Consider the following 23,377-nt stretch of genomic DNA (forward strand, 5'->3'; position numbering starts at 1 on the left):
AGACGTGTATAGGAGACAGGGGTCAGGCCGGTGCCGGGGGCGGGGCAGGTCGGGTACGGCGCCGGGAGCCGGTCGGCGTCAGCGGTTGTACGCCGGCATCGGGCCGCGCAGCCGCGTGCCGACGTCGTCGCACGCCGCCGCCACCTCGGGCGGCAGCGGGCCCGCCCCGGCGGCGGCGATATTGGCCCGGAGGTGCTCGGTCCGTGAGCCGCCGAGGAGCAGAGCGTCGGTGGAGGGGCGGCCGAGCAGCCAGCGCAGCGCCAGGTCCGTGAGGGGGATGCCCGCCTCGCGCGCGATCCCGGTGAGTTCGGCGACGGCGGCGAACAGCCGCTCGTCCCAGTAGCGCTCCCGGTACATCGCGGCCAGCCGCGAATCGCCGAACCGGCCCGACTCCGGAGTCCGTCCGAACGTGTGGCGGCCGGTGAGGAGGCCGCCGCCGAGCGGGTTGTAGACCATGGTGCGCAGCCCGGTCACGGCCGCGTACTCGGCGTACTCCTCCTCCAGCCGGCGCGCCAGCAGATTGTGGAGCTGCTGGGCGATCACGGGCCGGGGCGCGCCCACCTCCTTGGCGGTGCGCACGAGTTCGGAGATCTGCCAGGCGGCGTGGTTGGAGACACCGAGGGCGAGGATCTTCCCCTCGGCCACGAACTCGGCGACGGCGGACAGGGTTTCGGCCAACGGAGTGGCACGGTCCGGCTGGTGGAGATAGAAGAGGTCGACGCGGTCGGTGCCGAGGCGCTTGAGGCTGCCCTCCAGCGCCGCCCGCATCCCGGCCGCCGACAGCGGGGCGTGCCCGCCCTGGTCGGGATGCGGGATCCCGGCCTTGGTCGCGAGGACGATGCGGTCGCGACGGCCCGGCAGCAGACCGGCGAGAATACGCTCGCTCTCACCGCCCGCGTAACCGTTCGCCGTGTCGATACCGGTGATGCCCGCGTCCAGCGCCGTGTCCACCATGGCGGCGGCGCCCGCCCGGTCGACGGTGTCGCCGAAGGTCATGGTGCCGAGGACCAGACGCGACAGCGGGACGGGGACATGCGGCAGGTCGATGCCGGTGGTCACGAACGAGTGCCTTCCCGTGCGGTGGTGGTGAGCAGGTGCCGGGGCTTGACGCCCCGGATCGTGGTCGGGTCGAGAGCCGCGCGGCGCAGCGCCCGGGTGTACGGCTCGGCCGGTGAGGCCAGCACGGCGGCGGTCGGCCCGGTCTCGACGATACGGCCGGCGCGCATCACCACCACCTCGGTGCTGATCTCGCGGACCACTGCGAGGTTGTGGGCGATGACCAGATAGGCGATCCCGGTCTCGGCCTGGAGCTCGCGCAGCAGATCCAGCACCTGGGCCTGTACGGAGACGTCGAGGGCGGAGGTCGCCTCGTCGCACACCAGCAGGTCGGGGCGGGACGCCAGGGCGCGGGCGATACCGATCCGCTGGCGCTGCCCTCCGGAGAACTCCGGCGGCCTGCGGTGCAGGGCCGAGGAGGGCAGCCCGACCCGGTCGATCAGCTCCGCCGCACGCCGGGCGCGGCCGGCCCGGTCCCCGATGCCCGAGAGGCGCAGTGGCTCGGCCACGATCTGCTGGGCGGTGAGATGCGGGTCCAGTGAGCCGTACGGGTCCTGGAACACCATCTGCACCCGTCGCCGCAACGGGCGCAGCCGGCGCTCGGACAGCGTGGCGATGTCCGTACCGTCGAGGACGATCCGCCCGGAGACGGGCCTGAGCAGCCGTACGAGGGCCCGCGCGAGGGTCGACTTGCCGCACCCCGACTCCCCGACCACGGCGAGCGAACCCCCGCGCGGGAGCTGGAAACTGACCCGGTCGACGGCACGGAAGGGACCTTGGGCGGTGGGGTACTCGACGACAAGATCCTCGACGTCGAGGAGCGGTGGCTCGGCCACTGGACCAGATGGTGGCCGATCCACCGATCCACCGCGCGGTTCGGCCGACGGACCGCTGAATGGCTCAGTCATCGGGCCACCGCCCCGGTCAGGCCGTCCTCGTCCCAGGCGCCCAGGCGCGGGACCGCCGCCAGCAGAGCGCGGGTGTACGGTTCGGCCGGCCGGTCGACAATCGTGCCGGCGGGGCCAGATTCCACGAATCTGCCCTCCTTCATCACATGAATACGGTCGGAGACGACCCGGGCCACCCCCAGATCGTGGGTGATCATCAGCATCCCGATCCCCTCCACTTCCTGTAGCTCCATCAGCAGATCGAGGACACCCGCCTGCACCGTCGCGTCCAGAGCGGACGTCGGTTCGTCGGCGATCAGCAGCCGGGGTTCGGCCGCCAGCGCCACGGCGATCAGAACGCGTTGCAGCATGCCGCCGGAGAACTGGTGCGGATACGCCTTCCAGCGGGTCTCCGGCCGGGGTACATGGACCTGGGCCAGCAGCTCCGTACCCCTCTCCCGCGTCTCGGCACGCGACAGCCCCGGATGCCGCAGCCGCAGCGCGTCCCCGAGCTGACGGCCGATGGTGTGCACCGGGCTGAGGGCCGTCATCGGGTCCTGCGGGATCAGCGACACCGTCCGCCCCCGCAGCGCCCGGGCGGCGCGCGGATCGGCGACGACATCCCGCCCCGCGATCCGTACCGACCCCGACAGCACCGCGAGCCCCTCCGGCAGCAGCCGCAGCACACCCATCGCGGTGGTCGACTTGCCGGAGCCCGACTCGCCGATGAGGGTCACGGTCTCGCCCTCGCCCACTGTGAAGCTCACCCCGTCGACGGCGCGGATCACTCCATGCGCGGTGATGAGCTCGATCTGGAGGTTCTCGACATCCAGCAGCGGAACGCCGTCCAGCGGCGACACGTCCGTGGCCATGGCTCAGACTCCCTTCCCCGCGCGCGCACCGCGCGATGTGCGCGGCGCGCGCACGCCGCGCGGCAGCCGTGCCGTACGGGTGCGGTCGCGCAGCCCGTCGCCGATCAGATTGACGCCGACCACCAGCAGTGCGATCACCAGCCCGGGCAGGGTCACCAGCCACCACGAGGTGGTGATGTAGTCCTGGCCGTCGGAGATGATCCGGCCCCAGGTGGCGAACGGCCGCTGCGGGCCCGCCCCGAGGAAGCTCAGCGCGCTCTCCAGCAGCACCGCCTGGGCGAGCAGCAGCAGAACGACCAGGCTCGCCGGGCGCACCACATTGGGGATCACATGGCGGCCGAGCACCGACCAGCCGCGCAGTCCCAGCACCCGGGCGGCAGCGACATAGGGTTTCTCGCGCTCCACCAGGACGAGGGAGCGGGTCAGCCGCGCCACCTCCGGCCACTGGGCCACCGCGATCACACAGGTGATGACGGTCACGGAAGGCCCGAACAGAGCGACCACGAGCAGCAGCATCATCAGCAGGGGCAGCGCGAGCTGCGCCTCCAGCAGCCGGGAGACGACCGTGTCGGCCCAGCCGCCGAAGAACCCGGCGGCGGCGCCCGCCGCGATACCGATCACCCCGGAGACCAGCACCGCCAGGATGCCGACGGTCAGGGACACCTGGCCGCCGTGCAGGACCCGGGAGAGCAGATCGCGGCCGAGCTGGTCCGTACCGAACAGATGCCCGTCGCTGAGCGGCGGCAGCCGGCGCTCCGACAGATCCTGCGCGTCGGCGCCGGGCAGCGGCAGTACGCGCGCCAGGGCGACCGGCAGTACGACAAGGGCGGTGCAGACGGTCCCGGCCCACAGTTTGAACCGGGCGCCGCGCCGCTGCCGGGTCGCGGTGGCCCGGGCGAGATCGCGCGCGGTGACCGCGCTCGGCCTGCCGCCGGAGCCGGCGGACGGCGCGCCGGACGAGGCGGCGCTGCGCAGGGCGGTGGTCATGATCAGGCCGCCTTTCCGAGGCGTACCCGCGGATCGAGCAGCGGGTAGGCGAGGTCGACGAGAAGCTGGACAAGGATCGCGAGGGTCGCGGTGACCAGGACAGTGGCCTGGATGAGCGGGTAGTCCCGGGTCTCCAGGGCGCGGACGACGAGCGAGCCGACACCGGGCCAGCCGAAGACGACCTCGACCACCACCACACCGTTGAGCAGTGCGGCGAAGCGGGTGCCGATGGCGGTGATCAGCGGCACCCCCGAGTTGCCGAGCGCGTACCGCCAGGTCAGCGCCCGCTCGGAGAAGCCCCGGGAGCGGGCGACGGTGATGTAGGGGGAGTTGAGGGCCGTGGTCATCTCACGCCGTACCAGCCGTGATATCAGGGCGAGTTGGAGGATGGCGACGGTCACCGTCGGCAGGACCAGACCGCTCCAGGACGTGAAGCCGGAGGCGGGCAGCACCGGCAGCAGCACGGCGAAGACGGTCAGCAGCATCACCCCGGTCCAGAAGTCCGGCATGGACTGGCCGGTGATGGTCAGGACATTGGCGCCCAGTTCGCGCTTCGAGTCGGCGCGGCGCGCCATCCACACTCCGAGCGGTACGGCGACGACGGCGGTGACGGCGATCGCGGCGACGGCCAGGGTGATGGTGTACGGCATCCGGTCCAGGACCACATCGAGGGCCGGGGCACGGAAGGAGTAGCTGGTGCCCAGGTTTCCCGTCAGCAGATCGCGCAGGAAGATCCCGTACTGCTGGATCAGTGGCTGATCCAGCCCGAACTCGCCGCGGATCCTGGCGAGATCGGCGGTGGTGGCGGTGGGGCCCGCGTACGCGGCGGCCGGGTCGCCGGGGGCGAGCCGTACCAGCAGGAAGACCGTGGTCAGGGTGAGAAAGACGGTGAGCAGGCTCTGGCCGAGCCGGCGGGCGAGATACTTCGGCACGGCTCAGCCCTCCAGCCGTACGGCGGACAGGTCGTAGGAGTTGATCGTCAGCAGCGACATGCCACGCACCCGGTCTCTGCGGGCGAGCAGGGTCTTCGGGGCGAAGGCCCAGAGGCTGGGCCAGGTGTCCCAGATCGCTTGCTGCACGGTGGCCAGCTTTCTGGTGCGCTCGGCGTCGTCCACCTCGGTGGCCGCGGCGGAGAGCTGCCGTTCGACGCCCGGTACGACATAGCCCATGAAGGCGTCGCGGGTACGTTCCTTCGCGGCGGTCCCGCCGTACATGCCCTGGAGCGTGGTGAGGGCCTGGCCGGTCGGGCTGCCGTAGCCGTTGCCGATGACGTCCCAGTCACCGGCCCGGCCCTGGCGCCAGGTGAGGATGTCGCCGCCGGGCTCGAACTGCTGGAGCGAGGCCCGTACCCCGACCGCCTTCAGCATGTCGAGGACGGCCTCCATCACCGAGGTGTCGGCGGCGAACTCCCCGCTCTCCCAGATGACCTTGACCTTCAGGTCACCGGCACCCAGAGAGGTCAGCAGGGCACGAGCCTTTCCGGGATCGTAGGTGTACGAGCCGGTCCGCACGGCGCCTTCGAGGGCGAGCGGCACCACACCGCCGGCCTCCTCCGCCGAGCCGTTCAGCACGTCATTGATCAGGGCGTCGCCATCGATCGCGTGGGTCAGTGCCTGCCGGACCCGGGGATCGGCGAGCGGATGCCCCTTCGGCTTGCGGAAGTTGTAGAAGAGCTGGCACATACGGACGCCCGAGGTCACCTCGACCTCGACCCCGGGCAGACCGGTCAACTGGTCGGCGGAGTCGGGGGTCAGGGTGTCGACGACATCGAGTTCGCCGCTGCGCAGCGCGACCACCCGGCTGGACTCCTCGGGTACGAACCGCACCCTTACGGTGTCGATCCGCGGGCGCGGCCCCCAGTACCGGGGATTGCGCCCGAGGGTGTACTCACCGGCGCCGCCGTTCGCCTTCAGCACCTGGTACGGACCGGTGCCGAGCCCGCTCTGCAACTCCTCCGGCTTGTTGGCGGCGGCCGGGGTGATGTGGATGTTGGCCATCAGCCGGTCCAGCACCGGCACGGGCTTCCTGGTGTGCAGCAGAAAGGTCCTGGCCCCGGTCTTCTCCACGGTGGGCAGCTCGGGGAAGAGACCGAGGAGGAACGAACCGTTGACCTGTCCGTACATCCTCAGGGCGGTGGCGACATCCTCGACGGTGACGGGGCTGCCGTCCGAGTAGCGGATGTCCTCGCGCAGCCGTACCGCCCAGGCGGTGGGCTCGGCCATCTCGAACCGTTCGGCCAGCACGAGCCGCGGCTTCATGCCGGGGCCGATACGGGTGAGGGCCTGCCGCACCGCACGCTGCACGGTGACCGCGGCGTCGAACTGGTTGAGCTTGTTGTCGAGGCTCACCAGGGAGCGGTTCAGTCCGAGGGTGAGCGTGCCGGGGCCGGGGGCCCCGGTGGGTCCCGCGCAGGCGGCCAGCGGGGCGAGCGCCACACCCGCGCCGCCGGCGGCGCCCCAGCGCAGCAGGGTGCGGCGGCTGAGCGGCTCACGCGGCGGAGCACCGGCCGGCGCGCCGGGAGAAGCGCCGGAGGAAGCGCTCTGAGGGGTAGGGGTCATCGTCGACCTTCTCGGGTTCTGGGAGGCGACCGGCTCAACTGGGTGTGCCCGGTCCGCCGGAGCGTGTCCGGTCTGTCCGGGACCAACAGGTGTCGCGCCGCACAAGGTGGCACGGTTGCGTGTTTCGCGCAAGGGGTCTCGCGCACTTCGCGCAGCGTGTGTCATCATCAGGCACCGAGGCAGCCCGCCCCGGGCCGCCCGGAGGAGGTATCCGTGTCCCTCACGCCCAGCGGAGACCGAACGCCCCGCCAGGTGCTGGCTCTCGCGGACGATCTGTCCGGCGCGGCCGAAACGGCGGCGGCGCTGCGCCTGCCCGCCAGGATCGTTCTGGGCCCCGCGGCCCCGCGGTCCCCCGGTGCCGGCCGGGCCCTGGTCGTCGACCTCGACACCCGGCAGCGGGACGCGGACCAGGCCGCCAGGATCGTCCGCGAGGCGGTACGGGGCGCGGGGCCCGGCACCGTACTGCTCAAGAAGACGGACTCCCTGCTGCGGGGCAATCTCGCCGCCGAGACCACCGCCTACGCGGACGGAGCCGCCGGACTTGTGATCGCCCCGGCGCTCCCCGCGGCCGGGCGCACCGTCCACGACGGCATCGTCCACCTGCGCGGACAGCCGCTCCACGACACCGACGCCTGGCGCGCGGAGACCCGGCCCGCACCGCGCTCGGTGGCCGCCGCGCTCGACGGCACACCGACAGCCGTCGTACCGCTCACCGCCGTACGCGCACCCCTCCCGGAGCTGACCGGGCGGCTGCGCGCGCTCGTGGAGGCCGGGCTCACCCCCGTGTGCGACACCGAGTCGGACGGCGACCTCGACGCGATCGCGGCCGCCGCGCTCGCACTGGGTCCCGGGGTGCGGCTCATGGGGACCGGCGGGCTCGCCGCCGCCCTCGGCCGGCTGAGTCCGGGAACCGACGGGCCGTCACCCGCCCCCGCGCCCGGCGGCGCGCTCCCGCTGCTCGTCGTCGTGGGCACGGCCGAACCCGGAGCCGTTGCGCAGATCGCGCAACTCACCGCCGCCGGGGCCCGGCATGTCGCCCTGTCCGCCGAACTCCTTGCCGGGGCCGCCGAACCCGTCCCGCTCACCACCGGCCCGGACGACGCCATCACCGTGGTGAGCGTCGAGGGCTCCCGGGGCATACGGCCCGGCTCGGCCCGCCGGGTGGTCGCCGGACTCGCCCGGACCGTCGCCGCCGTGCCGTACCCCGCCGATCTCGTCCTCACCGGGGGCGAGACCGCGCGCCGTGTCCTGGACGCGCTCGGTGTCACCGAACTCCTGCCCGTGGGAGAGGTCCACCACGGAGCGGTGCACAGCCGCACCGCCGACGGCCGGTCGGTGGTCACCCGCCCGGGCAGCTACGGCGATTCCGGCTCGCTGCTGCGGATCGCCCGGGCCCTCAGGCCGTACCAGCCCCTCGTACCACCGCACGTACCCGCCGCCGGTCCTCCGGCTCAAGTCCCCGCTCCGCGCGCGGAGTTCACCGCGCCGTACCCCCCACCGCCCGAATCACCCGTACCGCAAGGAGAAGCCCTGTGAACGCAGCAGCCCCGACCGCCCCCGCGGAGCAGACCGACACCGCGGGCCGGCCGCTCCCGATCATCGCGGTCACCATGGGCGACGGCGCCGGCATCGGCCCCGAGGTGATCGTCCCTGCGCTGCTCCACGCCGACACCCTGCGCCGCTGCCGCCCCGTCGTCATCGGCGACGCGGAGCGGCTGCGCCGGGCCGCCGCCATCGTCGGTGCCGACTGCGAGATCGTGTCCGTCGGGAGCCCGGCGGAGGCGGTGCCGGGACCCGGCCGTATCCATGTCGTCGACCTCGGGCTGCTCCCCGCCGATCTGCCCTGGGGCAAGCTGTCCGCCGTCGCGGGCGACGCCGCGTACCAGTACGTACGGGTCGCCGCCGAACTCGCCATGAACGGCGAGGTACAGGGCATCTGCACCGCCCCCCTCAACAAGGAGGCCCTGCACGCGGGCGGCCATCTCTACCCGGGGCACACCGAACTCCTGGCCGATCTCACCGGAGTCGAGGAGGTGTCGATGATGCTGTCGACACCCCGGGTGAAGGTCATCCATGTCACCACCCACATCGGACTGATCGACGCCGTCAACCGGATAGAACCCGGTCTGGTGGAACGGACCGTGCGCCGCGGCCATGAGGCGATGGTCCGTGCCGGTGTCGAGCACCCGGTCATCGGGGTCTGCGGGATCAACCCGCACGCGGGCGAGAACGGTCTGTTCGGCTACGGCGAGGAGGAGGAGAAGATCGTCCCCGCGCTGGAGATCCTGCGCGCCGACGGCATCGACGCGGTGGGACCGCTCCCGGCCGACACCGCCTTCTTCCTCGCCTCACGCGGCGACTACGACCTGATCGTCGCCATGTACCACGACCAGGGCCACGGCCCCGTCAAGGTCATGGGCATCGAGGCGGGGGTCAATCTCACCGTCGGTCTGCCGGTCATCCGCACCTCCGTCGACCACGGCACGGCCTTCGACATCGCGGGTACGGGCAGGGCCGAGGCCGGTAGCATGGTCGAAGCCCTGCGCCAGGCCGCCGAGATGTCGGCCGCCCCGGCCCGTTGACCGCCGGCCCGCCGACCCCCGGCCCCTTGCCCACCGGCACCGGCCCGTCGGCCCCGGTTCGCCCGTACCAGAGGACAGAAGACTGATGTCTGCGATCGGATCGAACGCCCGGCGCGACCGTATCGTCCATCTCGCCACGACCACCGGGCTCGCCAGTGTCGAGGAACTCTCCCAGCTCTTCGGGGTCACGGCGTCCACCATCCGCCGTGATCTCGCCAAGCTGACCACCGACGGCCGGCTCGCCCGTACATACGGCGGTGCGATGGCGCTGGCCGCCCACCCCGAGGCCTCGCTCCGGCAGCGTACGGGCGAGGCCTTCGAGGCCAAGCGGGCCATCGCGCGCTGGGCGGCCGCCGAAGTACGGCCGGGGGAGTCGCTGTTGCTCGACGCGGGTTCGACGGTCGGGGCGCTCGCGCACGAACTGCGTACGGCGGAGGATGTCACCGTCGCCACCACGGGCCTGACGGCCCTTCAGGAACTGGCCGATGTCGAAACGGTCCATGTGGAGTGCCTCGGCGGTACGCTGCGGCCGCTCAGCCAGGGCTTTGTGGGACCGCTGACCGAAGCCGCCCTGGAACGGCTCACGTTCGACCGGCTCTTCCTCGGCACCGACGGTGTCTCGCCCCAGCACGGCATCTGCGAGGCCGATCTGCGCCAGACGCGGCTGAAGGAACTCATGGCGCGCCGCGCCGACCGGGTGTACGTCCTGGCGCACGCGGCGAAGCTGGGCCGCCGCCCCTTCCACGCCTGGACCCCGCTCAGGCCGGAGTGGACCCTCGTCACCGACGAGGGCGCGGACCCCGAGACCGTCGAGGCGCTGCGCTCGCGCGGCGTCACGGTCGTGCTGGCGAAGCGGGAAACGTAACCCGCGCGCTGGGCAGGCCGGTCCCGGAGGCCCCGTGGAGCGCACGCTCCGCGGGGCCTTCCGGTCAAGTGCGGGCAGAGCGGTGCGAGCGGTACAGCCCGCCACGGGCCGGTTCATTCACGCGCAATTGAACGTCCAATTCTGCTTGCTGACTTTTTGTCGCAGAATGCCAATCCGAGTAAGGGTCGACTTTCCCAGATCAACTTACTAGGATGCCCAACAAGTTCGGGGCGCCCGCATTGATTAGGACAGGTGGGGTGTCCTATGGATCGTCTATTCATCTGTTGGCAAAGCAGGATTAAAGGCTCCTGGCCGGTCCCTGTGGGACGGTAAAGGGCACCGTGTCCTGAATAGCTGGTAGTAGGGCGTATCGCGCCATGACGGGGGAGTAGGAAATAGTGGGGCCTGGCAGAGGTCTGTACCACGGAAAAATGCGAAAGATTTCTTTCCGTGGATGTCCTGACGTCGCGGTGTGCCCAATTTTCGGCACTTTCACGCGCCGTGTACCCGAGTGCTGATTCGAGGGGCAGGAGTCGCGTGCGTTTCCAGCTTTTGGGCCCTTTGAGCATCGCCGAGGGCGAGGACGCCGTTGTCCTCAAACCGTCCAAACCGTCCAGCCTGCTGGCGGCTCTGCTCATCCACCCCGGATCCGTCGTCTCGACCGGTTACCTGCTCCGGGCCCTGTGGGACGAGGACCAGCCGGCCACCGCGAGAGCCGCGCTCCAGAGCTGTGTCCTGCGACTGCGCCGCCTCTTCACCAAGTACGGCGTCACGGGCAGCCTCATCGAGGCGGTGCCCGGCGGCTACCGGATGAACGCCGACGCCGACACCCTCGACCTGGTGCGCTTCCGCACCCTGGTACGGGCGGCGGACGGCGCGGCGGACGCCGAGAGCGAGCTGTACCGGCTCAAGGAGGCCCTCACCCTGTGGCAGGGGCCGCTGCTGGCGAACGTACCGTCCCCGATGCTCCACCGCGACGAGGTGCCGGGCCTCACCGAGGAGCGGCTGCGCGCCCTCGAAAGGGCCTGTGACATCGAGCTCGCGCTGGGCCGATGTCGCCAGGTACTGGTCGACGTCTGGGAGGCCGCCCGCCGGCATCCGGGGCGCGAGAGATTCTCCGAACAGCTCATCGAAGCGCTCTACCGCACCGGCCGGCAGTCGGAGGCCCTCAGCGAGTACCGCTCGGTGAAGGGCCGGCTGGAGGAGGAGCTGGGCATCGACCCGGGGCCCGGACTCCAGCGGCTCGAACTCGCGATACTCCGGGGCGACGACCTCGGCCCCGCGGCCGTCGACCAGGCGGTGCCCCTTCCGGGCCGGGCGCCACTGGCCCTCGCGGAGGGGCCCGCGCGGCCGGCCCTCGCCGCCGCCCCTGCTCCCGCGGACACTCCGGCCGCCGCCCTCCCGTCGGCACCCGCGTCCGTGCCCCCCGTACCGCTTCCGGTACTTCCCGCACGGCTTCCCGTGCCGCCCGTGCCGTCCTTCACCGGCCGGGCCGCCGAGCGGGCCGCGATCAACGCCAGCCTCACCGCGCGGGACCCGGGCGCCGCCACCGTCGTGGTGCTCTCCGGAGCCCCCGGAATCGGCAAGACCGCGCTGGCCCTCCAGACCGCGCACGACTGCCAGGAGGGTTTCCCCGGCGGGGTGTTCATCCTCGCCATGACCCGCCCGGACGGATCGTCCGTCACCCCCGCCGAGGCGATGGCGGACCTCCCCGCGCCCGGCACCGCCGCAGGGCGGATTCTGCTCGTACTCGACGATGTCACCGGCGCCGACCAGGTACGGCCCCTGCTCCCGGCTGCGGCCGGCGGCGCCGCCGTCGTCACCAGCAGACGCGGTCTGGCCGGTCTGGTGGCAACCCACGGCGGCACCGTCCACCGGCTCTCCACGCTGGAACCCGAGGAGTCCCTGGAGCTGCTGGCGGCCACCCTCGGCCCGGCCCGGGTGAACGCGGAACCCGCCGCCGCCCGTGAACTCGCCCGTATCTGCGGGCACTTCCCGCTCAGCCTGCGGATCGCGGCGGCCCGGCTGCTCACCCGGCCGGGGCTGCGCATCGACGACTGCGTGGCCTGGCTGGCCGAGGACCTGCCCGCCCGGCTCTCCCTCGCCGACGACCCGCGGATGTCCGTCCCGCATGTGTTCGGCGGGGCGCTGCACCGGCTGGAGCCGCGCTGGCAGGAGGCCTTCCGCCGACTCGGTGACCAACTCGGCGAGCACGAAGGGCTGTTGCTCTCCTCCGGCACGCTCGGCGGCTCCGCCGAGGCGGAAGAGGCGCTGGAGCGGCTCGCCGACGCCGGGCTGCTCGAAGAAGGGCCGCCCGGCCCCTACCGCATCCATCAACTGCTGAAAATCTACGCGCGTCGTCATGCGCGCGAATGGAACCGGAGCCGGACGGCCACCGCGCCCCACTGACGGGCCATGCCCGACCTCGAACGATCCCGCCACCTTGTCCACGCATCCAGGGGTGTCATTCACATGGGCTCAACCTACGAAGCCGTCGCCGCGACCCGTCCGCGTATCCGCCGGGACGTCCTGTTCACCGAGACCGCGGACGGAGTGCTGTTCCACAACGCCGACGGCGGGTTCCAGCTCACCGCCAAGGCCGCCTACCGCTTCGCCACACTGATCGTCCCGCACCTGACCGGGGACCACACGGTCGCGGACATCTGCCAGGGCCTCGGCGACCGGCAGCGCGCCATGGTCGGAGAGCTGGTGAAGAGCCTGTACGAGAGGGACTTCGCCCGCGCCGTGCCGCAGACCGGGGCCGGGGCCGAGGCGGTGGACACACCGCCCGACGTGGCCCGCCGCTATGCCCCGCAGATCGCCTATGTCGACCACTACTCCGACGACGCGGAGGCCCGGTTCCGGCGCTTCACCACCGCGCGGGTGGCCGTCCTCGGCGACGACGACACCGCCCGCTGGTGTGTGCTCAGCCTGATCCGCAACGGCTGCGCCACCATCGGCGTCCAGCCCGGACTCACCGGCGAGGACCGGGAGTTCATCGAGGCCGAGGCGCGGGAGGCCGCGGCCGACGGCTGCCCGGTGGCCCTCCTCGACATCCCGGACGGCGGCCAGGCCCGGCCCCTGGGCTGGCCGGACCTCGACACGTACGACATCGTCGTGGTGACCGGCGGACCCGCCGCGCCGTCGCGGCTGTTCCCGCTGCTGAGCGCGGGTGTTCCCGAGGGGCGCACCCTGCTGCCCGCCTGGTCGTACGGCCACCACTGCGTCGTCGGACCGCTGATGACGGCCGGCACCCCGGGCTGCTGGGCGTGCGCGGCGCTGCGTATCGGCTACCACGAGGAGACGGGCGCCACCGCCGACATCTGGAGTGCGCTGGCGCTGCCCGGCACCGTCCCGGCCGGTGAACTCCCGAGCCGCCCCCTGGCCGCCATGATCGGCAATCTGCTGGGGTACGAGATCTTCCGCCTCACCACCGGCGCCCTGACCGCCGAGACCGCGGGCCGGCTGGTCGTACAGGACATGCGGTCCCTGGACGTGTCCACCGAGCCTCTGCTGCCGCACCCGCGCTGCCCGTTCTGCGCGGCGGCCGGAGCGGGCGACGAAGCGGCGGCCGTCGATCTCACCGCGGCGGGCAGCGACACCCTGCCCATGCCGACGGTGGCCACCGCGCGGGACGCCGACGCGCTGGTGGAGGAGCTGAACCGCCGGTCCGTGCTGGTCGGGCCGAAGGCCGGGGTCTTCACCCGGTTCGCCGACGAGCCGCTCACCCAGATCCCGCTCAAGGCCACCGTCCTCGAACTGGGCACCGGGCACGGCACTTCGCGCCGTATCGCCGCCTTCGACGTCCACCATGTCGCGGGCGCCCGGCTCCGGGCGCTGAACGCGGCGGCCGAGGTGTACGCCGAGCATGTCGCGCCCACCACGGGCATCCTGACGGGGCATCAGCTCGAAGCGGCACGGGCAGGGGTCCGCTCCCTGGAGCCCGCCGCGCTGACCACCGCCGGGCCGGTGCCGGCCGTCGCCGAGCGGGTGGCCGAGTGGACCGTGGCCACCTCGCTGCTGACCAAGGAACAGGTACTGGTGCCGGCCGCGGCGGTACGGACCTTCGGCCGCCACAACGCCGACCGGCTGTTCGAGCCGACCCGGGCGGGGACCGGCGCGGGCGCCTCGGCCGCGGACGCCGCCGCCGACGGCCTGCTCTCCGCGATCGCGCATGCCGCCCTGACCAGGGCGCTGCGCGGCGGACCGGTCAGCCGGACACCGCTGAAGACACTTGGTGAGGGCCCGGACGCCGACGCCGAACTGACCTTCCTGATCCGCTCCGCGGCCGTCCTCGACATCGGTCTGGAACTGCTCGATCTGGGCGAGAGCGACCGCTCCGGCGTCCATGTGCTGCTCGCCCGGGGCGCCGGCGGCTGGGCCGTCGGCAGCGAGACGAGCTGGCGGAGGGCCGCGTCCGCGGCCGTACGTGATCTGCTCGGCACGGTGCAGCTCGGCCGCGAGAAGACAGCCGCGCCGTTCGACACCGGGGACCCGCTGCTGCGCGACCTCGACCCGGTGACACTTGACGCCCGTGACACCGACGGCCTGCCCGCCGCCGCGGACCGGGAGGCGACGCCCTGGTCCGACGTGCTCGACCGGCTCGCGGCCGCCGGGCGCGACGCCCTGGTGGTGCCCACCGGGTCCGCCGATCTGGCCACCGTCGGGATCAGGACCGCCCGGGTACTCCTCACCACGGAGGCTCTTCGTGGCGCCTAGGGTCTTTCGTTCGGATCAGGCTGGATCAGGGAGCGGGGGACGGCGCCGTGGATCGCAAGGCGGAGGAGAGAGCCATGGCGGAGCCCTGGTGACCGACGACAACGCGGCGAGGCGCGGTGCCGGCGCTCGCGAGCCCAGCAAGATCGGAACGAGAGGCCCTAGCACCCTCTCCGTGCGCCCGGCCGGTCTCGCGGACCCGGTCGGCGGCGCGCGGCTCCGGCTGGACGAACTTCTCGGGCGCGCCCTGGAGCGGCTCGGCGGACCCGAGGCCGAGATCGGCGTACTCGGCATCGGCGACGCGTTCGCGCCCGAGGCGCCGGCCGCCGTGGAGCGTCCTGACCGTACGGAACCGGCCGTTCCCGTACAGGTGTACGCCGGGCACGCCGTCGTCGGGCCGCTGCCCGGCGGCGACGGCTCGTCCGCCGCCCCCTGCCCCCACTGTCTCGCCCGCCGCTGGCAGGCCGTACGGTCGGTGGCGCTCCGCGATGCCCTGGAACTGGGCGGGGAGACCCGGGCCGCCGGCGAATGGCCCTACGCGACCCCCTTCGCGGCCGACGCCCTCGCCGCGCTCGTCACCGCCCTGCGGGACCAGCCCCCCGCCGACGGCGGCCCGTTCCCCGCGATCCGGCTGCTGGACCTCCGTACCCTCACCGTCCGCCACTACCCCCTCGTCCCCGACCCCGAGTGCCCGCGCTGCGCCACGCCCCGTACCGACACCGCCGAGGACGCCCGTATCACCCTGCGCCCCGCCCCCAAGCACCGGGCGGGCACCTTCCGGCTGCGCCCCATCGAGTCGTACGACATCGATGTGGCCGCGTTCGCCAATCCGGTGTGCGGCGCGCTCGGCCCCTCCGTCGTCCATGACGTCTCCTCCACCTCCACCTCGGCGACCATCGGCTGTTTCTCGATGCGCTCGGGGGAGTATCTGCGCGAGACGTTCTGGGGCGGCCACGCCGACTCGTTCGGCCGGAGCAACCGGATCGGCGTCTTGGAAGGCATGGAGCGGTACGCCGGAATGCGGGCGCGCTCCCGGGTCACCAGTGTGACCGGAAGCTACGAGGAGTTCGGGGCCGACGCCGTCGACCCCCGCGAAGTCGGCCTGTACGCACCGGAGTTCTACCGCGACAACCCCAGGGTCCGGCCCTTTGCGCCCGACCGCCGGATCCCATGGGTGTGGGGCCATTCGCTGCGCGACGACAAGCCGCGCCTGGTACCGGAAGTGCTGACGTACTATCACGCGCCCGGTCTGGAGAACAGGTTCGTCCAGGAGAGCTCCAACGGCTGTGCCTCCGGCGGCTGTCTGGAGGAGGCGATCTACTTCGGGCTGATGGAGGTCATCGAACGGGATGCCTTCCTGCTCACCTGGTACGGGCAGCAGCCCCTGCCCGAGATCGACCCGGCCACCAGCGATCGCCCCGCCACCCGCCACATGGTCGACCGGCTGGCGATGTACGGCTACCGGGCCCGGTTCTTCGACACCCGGATCACCTTCCCCGTCCCGGTGGTCACCGCCGTCGCGGAACGCTTCGACGGCGGTCCGGGACGGATGTGCTTCGGCGCGGGCGCCGGGCTCGACCCCGAGTCCGCGCTCGACTCCGCGCTCTGCGAGATCGCGACCGACGCGGTGAACCTCCAGGGGCGCACCGAGCGCGACGAGACCCGGCTGCGTGCCATGGCCGAGGACTTCGCGCAGGTGACAGCGCTGCACGACCATCCGCTGGTGTACGGGATCCCGGAGATGGGCGAGTACGCCGGGTTCCTCCTCGGCGACCGGGGCACGGGGCGGCAGGGCCCGCCGGAGCCGCCGCGCGCGGTCGCCGATCTCCGCTGGCCGGATCCGTCCGGCGCGCCCGCCTCCCCGGATCTGCGCGAGGATCTGCGGCGCTGTGTCGACGCGGTGACCTCGGCCGGCTTTGACGTGGTCGTCGTGGACCAGACCATGCCCGAGCAGCGCAGGCTCGGCCTGTACACCGTCAGTGTCCTTGTCCCGGGTCTGCTGCCGATCGACTTCGGCTGGTCCCGGCAGCGCGCCCGCACCATGCCCCGGATGCGTACCGCGCTGCGTGCGGCGGGACTGCGCGACCGCGATCTGACGCCGGAGGACCTCAACCCGGCGCCCCACCCCTTCCCGTGAACCCGTTTCCCGTGAACCCACCGTCCAGCAGAGAGGAGCGTCCCGTGGGCTACGCCCATGACTATGCGGCAGCGATCATGCAGCGCGGCCGGATCCCGATGGAGCCCGCCGATTTCGTCCCCGACTGGGCGGACCGGCCCAGGAAGGCGAAGTACTACCCGGGCATCGGGGCGTTCCCCCTGCCGGAGACCGACTTCCCCGAAGAGGCCACCGTCGCGGCCGGCTGTCTGCCCCCGGGGGCGAGCACGGCGGGCGGTCCTGGACAGCCGGGCGATTCCCAAGTGCCGTCCGGGAGCCGGCCGTTCACCCTGGACGCGCTGTCCGGGATGCTGCGCGACTCGTACGGACTGACCGGCCGCAGGCTCGGTGTCCAGACCAATACCGACCTGGCGGCCCTGCCGCACTACACCCAGGCCAACTGGTCGCGCGGCACCGCCTCCGGCGGCGGCCTCTACCCGGTGAGCGTCTACTGGATCTCGGGACCCAGCGGCCCCGCCACCCCCGGTGTCCACTACTACTCGGCCCCGCACCACACCATGCAGCGTCTGGTCGCGGGGGATGTCACCGGCGAGATACGCGCGGCACTCGGTGACGGAGCGGCCGGAGCGGACCGCGACCAGTTCCTGGTCCTGGGCATCAAGTACTGGCAGAACGCCTTCAAGTACAACAGCTTCTCCTTCCACGCCGTGAGCATGGACCTCGGCGCGATCCTCCAGACCTGGCGCATCTGGGCCCGCGCCCGTGGCCTGGAGGTCGAACCACTCCTGTGGTTCGACGAGCAGAGGCTCAGCCACGTACTCGGAGTCGACAACGCGGAGGAGGGCGTGTTCGCCGTCGTCCCGCTGACCTGGCAGGGCGCCAGGCCCACCGCTCCCGCACTGCCCGCCCCGCCGGCCGCCCGCTACAGCGACTCCGAGCGCTCCCGCAGGATCCTGCGCTTCGAGACCCTGGAGCGGATCCACGCCGCGACCGCCGAGGGAGCCGCCGACCGCCCGGCGCCGGGCGCGCTGGCCCCCGCCACCACCGTCCCGCCCGCCGGGACCGGGGTCACCGTGGCGCTGCCGGAGCCCGCGCTGCCGCCGGTGAGTGTCCGTACCGCACTGCGGGCACGCCGGAGCAGCTTCGGCCGCTTCGACGCCAGTACGCCCCTGACCACCGCGCAGCTCGCCGCCACCCTCAGCGCCAGTGCCGCCGCCTCGCTCGGCAGCGACGCCGAACGGCCCGCCACCGAGGGGGACGGTCCCGGCCGGGATCTGCCCGCCGTCCCCGGCCTGGTCACGCTGTACGCCTTCGTCAGCCATGCCGAGGGCGTCGAGCCCGGCGCGTACGCCTACGACCCCGCAGCCCATGAGCTGCGCCTGGTCGTACCGGGAGCGCCGGGGCCGTTCCTCCAGCGCAACTACTTCCTCTCCAACTACAACCTGGAGCAGGCCGGAGCCGTCCTCGTACCCACCATCCGCACCCACGCCGTCCTGGACGCCGTCGGCGACCGGGGCTACCGGCTTGTCAACGGCACCATCGGAGCCGTGGCCCAGACCTTCTACACGGCGGCCTCGGCCCTCGGCCTCGGCGCGGGCGTCGCGCTCGGCTTCGACAACATCTCCTACATCGAGGAACTCGGCCTCGACCGCACCGGCGAGAAACCGCTGCTCATCATGTTGCTCGGCAACGAGCGGGCCCGGCCCGCCGACTTCCGCTACGAGATCGCCTGACCCGGGACGGGGGAGAACTGCCATGACACCGGGCACAAGCACCGGCTCGCCCCAGGGCGCGCCCACCGAGGAAACCACCGACTGGCGGCCCGGCCGCCGCTTCATGCTGCGCGTCGCCGGGCTCCCCGTCGAGTCCGTGCACGCGCTGCGCTGCGCCGACAGCAGCCGCTGGGCCGACGACGTCCTCGCGGCCGAGGACCGGCTGCGTACCCGGGGAGCCGAACTCAGCGACCGGCTGCACGAGGTGGTACGCGCCACCGATGTCTCCCCGGACGGCGACGGCGCCGCACAGCGCCGTGAACTGCTCGCCCTGCGCCGCCAGATCTTCAACAACAAACTGCCCGCCGCCCCCGACGCCGCCCTACGGCTGGTCTCCGCGCTCGACCCGGACGCCGCGGAACCGACCGCCGAGTGGCTCAGGGACCGCAGGCACCTGGAGAAGCTGCGGGCCGAGGGCGCGCCGCTGCTCACCGCCGATCTCGACAGGACCCGGGCCGCGCTGCGCGGTCTGCTCACCGAGGACCGGCTGCGCTGCGGACTCCTGCTCGCCTCGCCGACCCTGGAGGGACAGCTCGACTCCTATGTCAACGCTGTCAAGGCCGGTCCGGGCGCGCCCAAGCGGATGCGCAAGATCGAGCGCTCGGTGCTCGCGTATCTCTACCGGACGGCCTGCAAGACCAGCCCGTTCAGTACCTTCACCGGCGTGGCCACCGGCCTCTTCGACGAGGACGGCACGGATGCGGACCTCCATGTGGAGGACCAGTGGACCAGCCACGTACGGCTCAATGTCGTCGTCCTGGGCCGGCTCGCCGAACTGATCCTCGCCGACCCCGCCCGCCGGGGCGATCTGCCCGTACGGCTGGCCTCCGGCTGGGAGCGCGACGACGACCGGATCCGTTATGTGCGCCAGTGGATCACCGCGGGCGACGACTCGGCCGCCGTCACCTTCGACGCGGTCAAGGACCGGCTGTTCTTCCTGCGCCGCAGCGGCACCCTGGACCGGCTGCTCGCCCTCTTCGACACCGGCCGCGAGCTGCGTTACCACGATCTGGTCGACTGGCTGCGCACCGAGCACGGCGCGGAGCCCGAGCAGTGCGAGACCTATGTGGCGGCGCTGCTCCAGCTCGGCATGGTGCGCGTCCCCTGCCTGGACACCGATGTCCACAGCCCCGATCCGCTGCGCTCCTTCCGCACCGCGCTCGGCGGACTCGGGCGGCCCTGGGCCGACGCACTCGCCGCCGCCCTCGAAGGACCGGTCTCCGCCATCGACCGCTTCCCCGCCGCCGATCGCGCCGAACGGGCGGAACTGCTGCGGGAACTGCGCGCCGGACTGCGCGACGCCCAGGCCCTGCTGAGCGACGGCGGAGCCACCCTGCCGCAGACACTGCTGTACGAGGACGTCAGCGCGGGCCGTGAGGTGAGCTGCGGTCTGGGCGCCTGGACCGGACCGGACGGCGGGGCGCTGCGCTCCGTCGAACGGATCCTGCCCGCCTTCGATCTGACGCTGCCTCAGCGCGTCACCTTCAAGGGCTTCTTCCTGGCCCGTTACGGCCGGGGCGGCCGCTGCGACGATCTCCTGGGGCTCGTCCACGACTTCCACGAGGACTTCTTCGACCAGTACCTCTCCTTCGCCGGCAAGCGGCGACCGTTCGACGACCGGGGAGAATACGTACCGGAGGAGAACTGGCTGGGCCTGTCCGGGATCCGCGCCATCGACGCGGCCCGGAAGACCTTCATCTCCCGGATGCGGCAAGCCTGGGAGGCCCGTGGCGAGGCGGACGAGATCCGGCTCGGCGAGGCCGATCTCGCCCCGGTCGCCGAGGAACTCGCCCCGGTCGCAGGCGAGTTCGTACCGCAGTCGCACCATCTCCAGCTCGCCCGTGAGAACGGCGAACCGCTGACCGTACTCAACCGCTCCTACGGCGGACTGTCCTTCCCCTTCAGCCGGTTCACCCATGTCTACGATCCGGAGGGCCCGGCGGCGGAGGCGGGGGCGTTCTCCCGCGAACTGCGCGACAGCGCCCGTGCCCGCATCCCCGACGGAGCGGTGCTGGCCGAGATCACCGGGGGAGCGGTCACCAGCAATCTCAATCTGCACAGCCCGCTCACCGACTACGAGATCGTCTGCCCCGGCGAGTCCAGCACGGTCCCCGAGGACCGGCGCATCGACCTCGACGACCTGTCCGTCGAGCACGACGAGGCCACCGACCGGCTGGTCCTGCGCTCGGCCCGGCTCGGCCGCGAGGTCATCCCCGTCTACCTCGGCTATCTCGTACCGCTCGCCCTGCCGGAGATCCCCCGCACCCTGCTGCTGATGTCCCCGACCTCGATGGCTCCCCTCGATGTGTGGGGCGGGGTCCCGGAGGGCGAGGCGGAGGACGGGGTCACCGCACGGCCCCGGGTGCGGTACGGCGAGCTCGTCCTGAGCCGGCGCAGCTGGGCCACCACGGCCGGGGCGCTGCCCGTACGCACGCCGGGCACCGGCGAGCACGAGTGGTATCTCGGCTGGCGGCGCTGGCAGCGCCGGCACCGGCTGCCCGACCGGGTGTTCGCGACCGTCTCCAGCGGACCCCGGGGCGGCGCGGGTGCCAAGCCGCAGTACGTCGACTTCCAGAGCTGTCTCTCCCTCACGGCCCTCGAAGCGCTCCCGACGCACCCCGACGACCGGGTCGTGCTGCGGGAGATGCTTCCCTCCGAGGACGGGCTGCATGTCCGGTCCGCGCGCGGCAGCCATGTCGCGGAGCTGGCCGTGGAGACCTTCACCTTCACCCCGACCCGACGCACAGAGGGCGCCCCGACATGTCAGAGCTGACCCCCGCCCCCGGCGACTGGCAGGCCATCCACATCTTCTACGCCGCCAACCCGCAGCCCCTGCTGGTGAACTGCGTACGGCCGCTGGTCGCCGAGCTGACCGCCGAAGGACTGCTGGCCGGCCACTTCTTCATCAACTACTGGCTGGAGGGACCGCATGTCCGCCTCCGGCTCAGACCGGCCACCCCCGAGGACACCGCCGAGGTGCGCCGCCGCGCCGAGGAGGCCATCAGCGCCTTCCTCCGTGCCAGGCCCGCCCTCTACGAGGTCGATTCCGGCTTCCTCAACGAGTTCTACAACACCCTCTTCGAAATCGAGTTCCCCGAGGGCGACCGCGGTGCCTTCATGGACGCCGACGGCCGGATGAACCTGCGGCCCAACAACTCCTTCTCTTACGAGCCGTACGAGCCCGAATACGGCAAGTACGGCGGCCCGGCCGGGATCGAGCTGGCCGAATGGCATTTCGCGCACTCCAGCGATCTGGTCATGGACGCCTTCCGCACCATGAACCTCCATCTGCGGACCGTGCTGCTCGGCACCTCGGCGCAGCTCATGATGGTCATGGCGGGCTGTTTCCTGCCCGAGCGCGAGGAACTCGGCGGCTATCTCGACCGCTATTACGAGTTCTGGCACAAGGCCTTCCCCGGTACCGGATTCATCGGCTCCAAGGAATACGACAAGAATTACGCGGAGATGGCCCCCGGTCTCGGCCGCCGCTTCGAGGGAATCCGGCGGGCCGTCCGTACGGGGGAACTCGGCCGGCTGCCCGCCTTCCTGCGCGGCTGGGCCGAGCACTGCCTCGAACTCCGCGACCGGGCCGAGGAGCTGACTGTCCGGGGCGAGCTGGTCTTCCGCTCCTGGGACGGTACGCGCGACGAGCAGGTCGGCGATCCCGCCGTGGCGCTGCCCCTGTTGCTCTCGCCGTATATGCACATGACCAACAACCGGCTGCATGTGACGATCCGCGACGAGGCGTATCTGTCGCACGTACTCGGCCGGGTCCTGCGCGAGGACACCACCGGCACCCCGGCCCCGGCGGCGATCCCATGAGCGGTAACCCCGCCCGGCCGGCCGACTCCGCCGGACTCCTCTCCCACCGCCCGGCGCTGCGCCCGGACATCCTGCTGAGCCCCGCCCTGCTGCACGGCCCCGCCACCGTGCATCTGATCAAGGACCCGGACGGGGGCGCCGCCTTCGAGGTCGGAGTGAAGGAGTACTTCCTGATCGCCCGGCTCGACGGTGTCCGCAGCCTGGCCGAGATCGGCGACGAGTACGCCGACGCCTTCGGCAAACGGCTCGGCGAGCCGCACTGGCGCCGGCTCCTCCAACTCCTGGGCGCCCGGAGCCTGCTGGTAGGCGCACCTCCTCGGCCGGCCCCGGCCACCCCGGCGTCCGGACCGTTCAACGGCACCCTGCTGCGTGGCACCATGCGGCTGGTCGCCGACGCGGACGCCACCACCGGCCGGCTCCACCGGCTGCTCCGCCCCGCTCTGCGCGCGCCGGTCCTGGTTCCGCTGGCCGCGCTCATGGCGGCCATGGAGGTCCTGCTGGCGTCTGCGCTGCCCCGGCTGGGCGACGACACCTGGTGGCTGTTCCACCAGCCCGTCGCCCTGGTGGCGGTCTTCACCCTGCTCTGGCTCAGCACGGCACTGCACGAACTCGCCCATGGGATCGCCGCCCGGCACTACGGCGGCACCGTCAGCGAGATCGGGCTGCGCTGGCGGCTGCCCATGGCCGTGATGTACTGCACGGTCGACAACTACCGCTATCTTCGGACGCGTTGGCACCAGTGCGCGGTGGCCGGCGCGGGGGCCTTCGCCAACCTGCTGTTCCTGCTGCCGTTCCTCGCCTGGTGGGCGGCGCTGCCCGACGGGGACCCGACCCGCCGCGTCCTGTCCGGCCTGCTGCTGCTCGGCAGCGCCCAGGCCCTGGTCAACCTGCTGCCCCTGCCGCCACTTGACGGGTACACGATGCTCGGCCACGCTCTGCGCGTCTCCCACCTCGCACCCGAGAGCGGGCGGTACCTGCGGCTGCGCCTGAACGACCGGCAGGCCGCCGCCGCGTACCCCCGCCGGGCCCGCACCCTCTACCTCGGGTACGCGGTGGGGTCGGCCCTGCTTGTCGTACTCGTACTGGCGGCCCTGGCAACAGGCCTGTATTTCCAACTAGTTCACTGACCCACAACCCCCGAGGG

At 72.3% G+C, this 23,377-nt stretch carries 16 protein-coding genes; 10 read left to right on the top strand and 6 right to left on the bottom strand.

The window, feature by feature from the left end:
* Positions 1-78: 78 nt before the first annotated feature.
* From WH07_RS27320 to WH07_RS27345, 6 genes are all read right to left on the bottom strand, one after another.
* Positions 79-1,059, bottom strand: a complete 981-nt coding sequence (locus WH07_RS27320; RefSeq protein WP_079023599.1) for an aldo/keto reductase — start codon at positions 1,057-1,059, stop codon at positions 79-81.
* Entirely contained in the window at positions 1,056-1,892 is an 837-nt protein-coding gene (locus tag WH07_RS27325) for an ATP-binding cassette domain-containing protein (RefSeq protein ID WP_052744574.1), read from the bottom strand. The genes WH07_RS27320 and WH07_RS27325 overlap by 4 nt, the downstream gene beginning before the upstream one ends.
* Before the next feature lie 68 nt (positions 1,893-1,960).
* Positions 1,961-2,815, bottom strand: a complete 855-nt coding sequence (locus tag WH07_RS27330; RefSeq protein ID WP_046505576.1) for an ABC transporter ATP-binding protein — start codon at positions 2,813-2,815, stop codon at positions 1,961-1,963.
* A 3-nt stretch (positions 2,816-2,818) separates the two neighbouring features.
* A complete protein-coding gene (locus tag WH07_RS27335) occupies positions 2,819-3,802 on the bottom strand; it encodes an ABC transporter permease (protein WP_046505502.1) in 984 nt (327 codons plus the stop codon).
* Positions 3,803-3,804: 2 nt separating this feature from the next.
* Complete coding sequence (locus tag WH07_RS27340; protein WP_046505504.1) at positions 3,805-4,734, bottom strand: ABC transporter permease; 930 nt, start codon at positions 4,732-4,734, stop codon at positions 3,805-3,807.
* Between the two features lie 3 nt (positions 4,735-4,737).
* Positions 4,738-6,360, bottom strand: coding sequence for an ABC transporter substrate-binding protein (locus WH07_RS27345; RefSeq protein ID WP_079023601.1), 1,623 nt, complete (start codon positions 6,358-6,360; stop codon positions 4,738-4,740).
* Between the two features lie 213 nt (positions 6,361-6,573).
* Between WH07_RS27345 and WH07_RS27350 the strand changes: the two genes are divergently transcribed.
* The 10 genes from WH07_RS27350 (at position 6,574) to WH07_RS27395 (ending at position 23,360) form a co-directional block, all read left to right on the top strand.
* Positions 6,574-7,896: a four-carbon acid sugar kinase family protein gene (locus WH07_RS27350; protein ID WP_232789076.1), complete on the top strand. Its 1,323-nt coding sequence runs from the start codon at positions 6,574-6,576 to the stop codon at positions 7,894-7,896.
* Complete coding sequence (pdxA, locus tag WH07_RS27355; RefSeq protein ID WP_232789077.1) at positions 7,893-8,942, top strand: 4-hydroxythreonine-4-phosphate dehydrogenase PdxA; 1,050 nt, start codon at positions 7,893-7,895, stop codon at positions 8,940-8,942. Before WH07_RS27350 ends, pdxA begins: the two co-directional genes overlap by 4 nt.
* Positions 8,943-9,027: 85 nt before the next feature.
* Positions 9,028-9,807: a DeoR/GlpR family DNA-binding transcription regulator gene (locus WH07_RS27360; protein ID WP_046505506.1), complete on the top strand. Its 780-nt coding sequence runs from the start codon at positions 9,028-9,030 to the stop codon at positions 9,805-9,807.
* A 537-nt stretch (positions 9,808-10,344) separates the two neighbouring features.
* Positions 10,345-12,216, top strand: a complete 1,872-nt coding sequence (locus WH07_RS27365; protein ID WP_046505510.1) for an AfsR/SARP family transcriptional regulator — start codon at positions 10,345-10,347, stop codon at positions 12,214-12,216.
* 63 nt (positions 12,217-12,279) lie between these two features.
* Positions 12,280-14,526, top strand: a complete 2,247-nt coding sequence (locus WH07_RS27370) for a TOMM precursor leader peptide-binding protein (RefSeq protein ID WP_046505512.1) — start codon at positions 12,280-12,282, stop codon at positions 14,524-14,526.
* Between the two features lie 172 nt (positions 14,527-14,698).
* A complete protein-coding gene (locus tag WH07_RS27375) occupies positions 14,699-16,660 on the top strand; it encodes a TOMM precursor leader peptide-binding protein (RefSeq protein WP_079023602.1) in 1,962 nt (653 codons plus the stop codon).
* A gap of 44 nt (positions 16,661-16,704) precedes the next feature.
* Positions 16,705-18,372 (top strand): SagB family peptide dehydrogenase, encoded by a 1,668-nt coding sequence (locus tag WH07_RS27380; protein ID WP_046505516.1) that lies wholly within the window; start codon positions 16,705-16,707, stop codon positions 18,370-18,372.
* A 22-nt stretch (positions 18,373-18,394) separates the two neighbouring features.
* Entirely contained in the window at positions 18,395-21,184 is a 2,790-nt protein-coding gene (locus WH07_RS27385) for a lantibiotic dehydratase (protein ID WP_046505519.1), read from the top strand.
* Positions 21,172-22,233 carry a lantibiotic dehydratase C-terminal domain-containing protein gene (locus tag WH07_RS27390; protein ID WP_046505522.1) on the top strand — a complete coding sequence of 354 codons (1,062 nt, stop codon included), beginning with the start codon at positions 21,172-21,174 and terminating at the stop codon, positions 22,231-22,233. Before WH07_RS27385 ends, WH07_RS27390 begins: the two co-directional genes overlap by 13 nt.
* Positions 22,230-23,360 carry a zinc metalloprotease gene (locus WH07_RS27395; RefSeq protein ID WP_046505525.1) on the top strand — a complete coding sequence of 377 codons (1,131 nt, stop codon included), beginning with the start codon at positions 22,230-22,232 and terminating at the stop codon, positions 23,358-23,360. Before WH07_RS27390 ends, WH07_RS27395 begins: the two co-directional genes overlap by 4 nt.
* Positions 23,361-23,377: the final 17 nt, after the last annotated feature.

It is taken from the genome of Streptomyces odonnellii, assembly GCF_000981895.1.
GTDB classification, from domain to species: domain Bacteria; phylum Actinomycetota; class Actinomycetes; order Streptomycetales; family Streptomycetaceae; genus Streptomyces; species Streptomyces odonnellii.

Excerpts from the sequence above, each read along its gene's own strand:
- WH07_RS27330 (WP_046505576.1), bottom strand. The coding sequence starts at position 2,815 with ATGGCCACGGACGTGTCGCCGCTGGACGGCGTTCCGCTGCTGGATGTC.
- WH07_RS27335 (WP_046505502.1), bottom strand. The coding sequence starts at position 3,802 with ATGACCACCGCCCTGCGCAGCGCCGCCTCGTCCGGCGCGCCGTCCGCC.
- WH07_RS27345 (WP_079023601.1), bottom strand. The coding sequence starts at position 6,360 with ATGACCCCTACCCCTCAGAGCGCTTCCTCCGGCGCTTCTCCCGGCGCG.
- WH07_RS27360 (WP_046505506.1), top strand. The coding sequence starts at position 9,028 with ATGTCTGCGATCGGATCGAACGCCCGGCGCGACCGTATCGTCCATCTC.
- WH07_RS27370 (WP_046505512.1), top strand. The coding sequence starts at position 12,280 with ATGGGCTCAACCTACGAAGCCGTCGCCGCGACCCGTCCGCGTATCCGC.
- WH07_RS27385 (WP_046505519.1), top strand. The coding sequence starts at position 18,395 with ATGACACCGGGCACAAGCACCGGCTCGCCCCAGGGCGCGCCCACCGAG.
- WH07_RS27390 (WP_046505522.1), top strand. The coding sequence starts at position 21,172 with ATGTCAGAGCTGACCCCCGCCCCCGGCGACTGGCAGGCCATCCACATC.
- WH07_RS27395 (WP_046505525.1), top strand. The coding sequence starts at position 22,230 with ATGAGCGGTAACCCCGCCCGGCCGGCCGACTCCGCCGGACTCCTCTCC.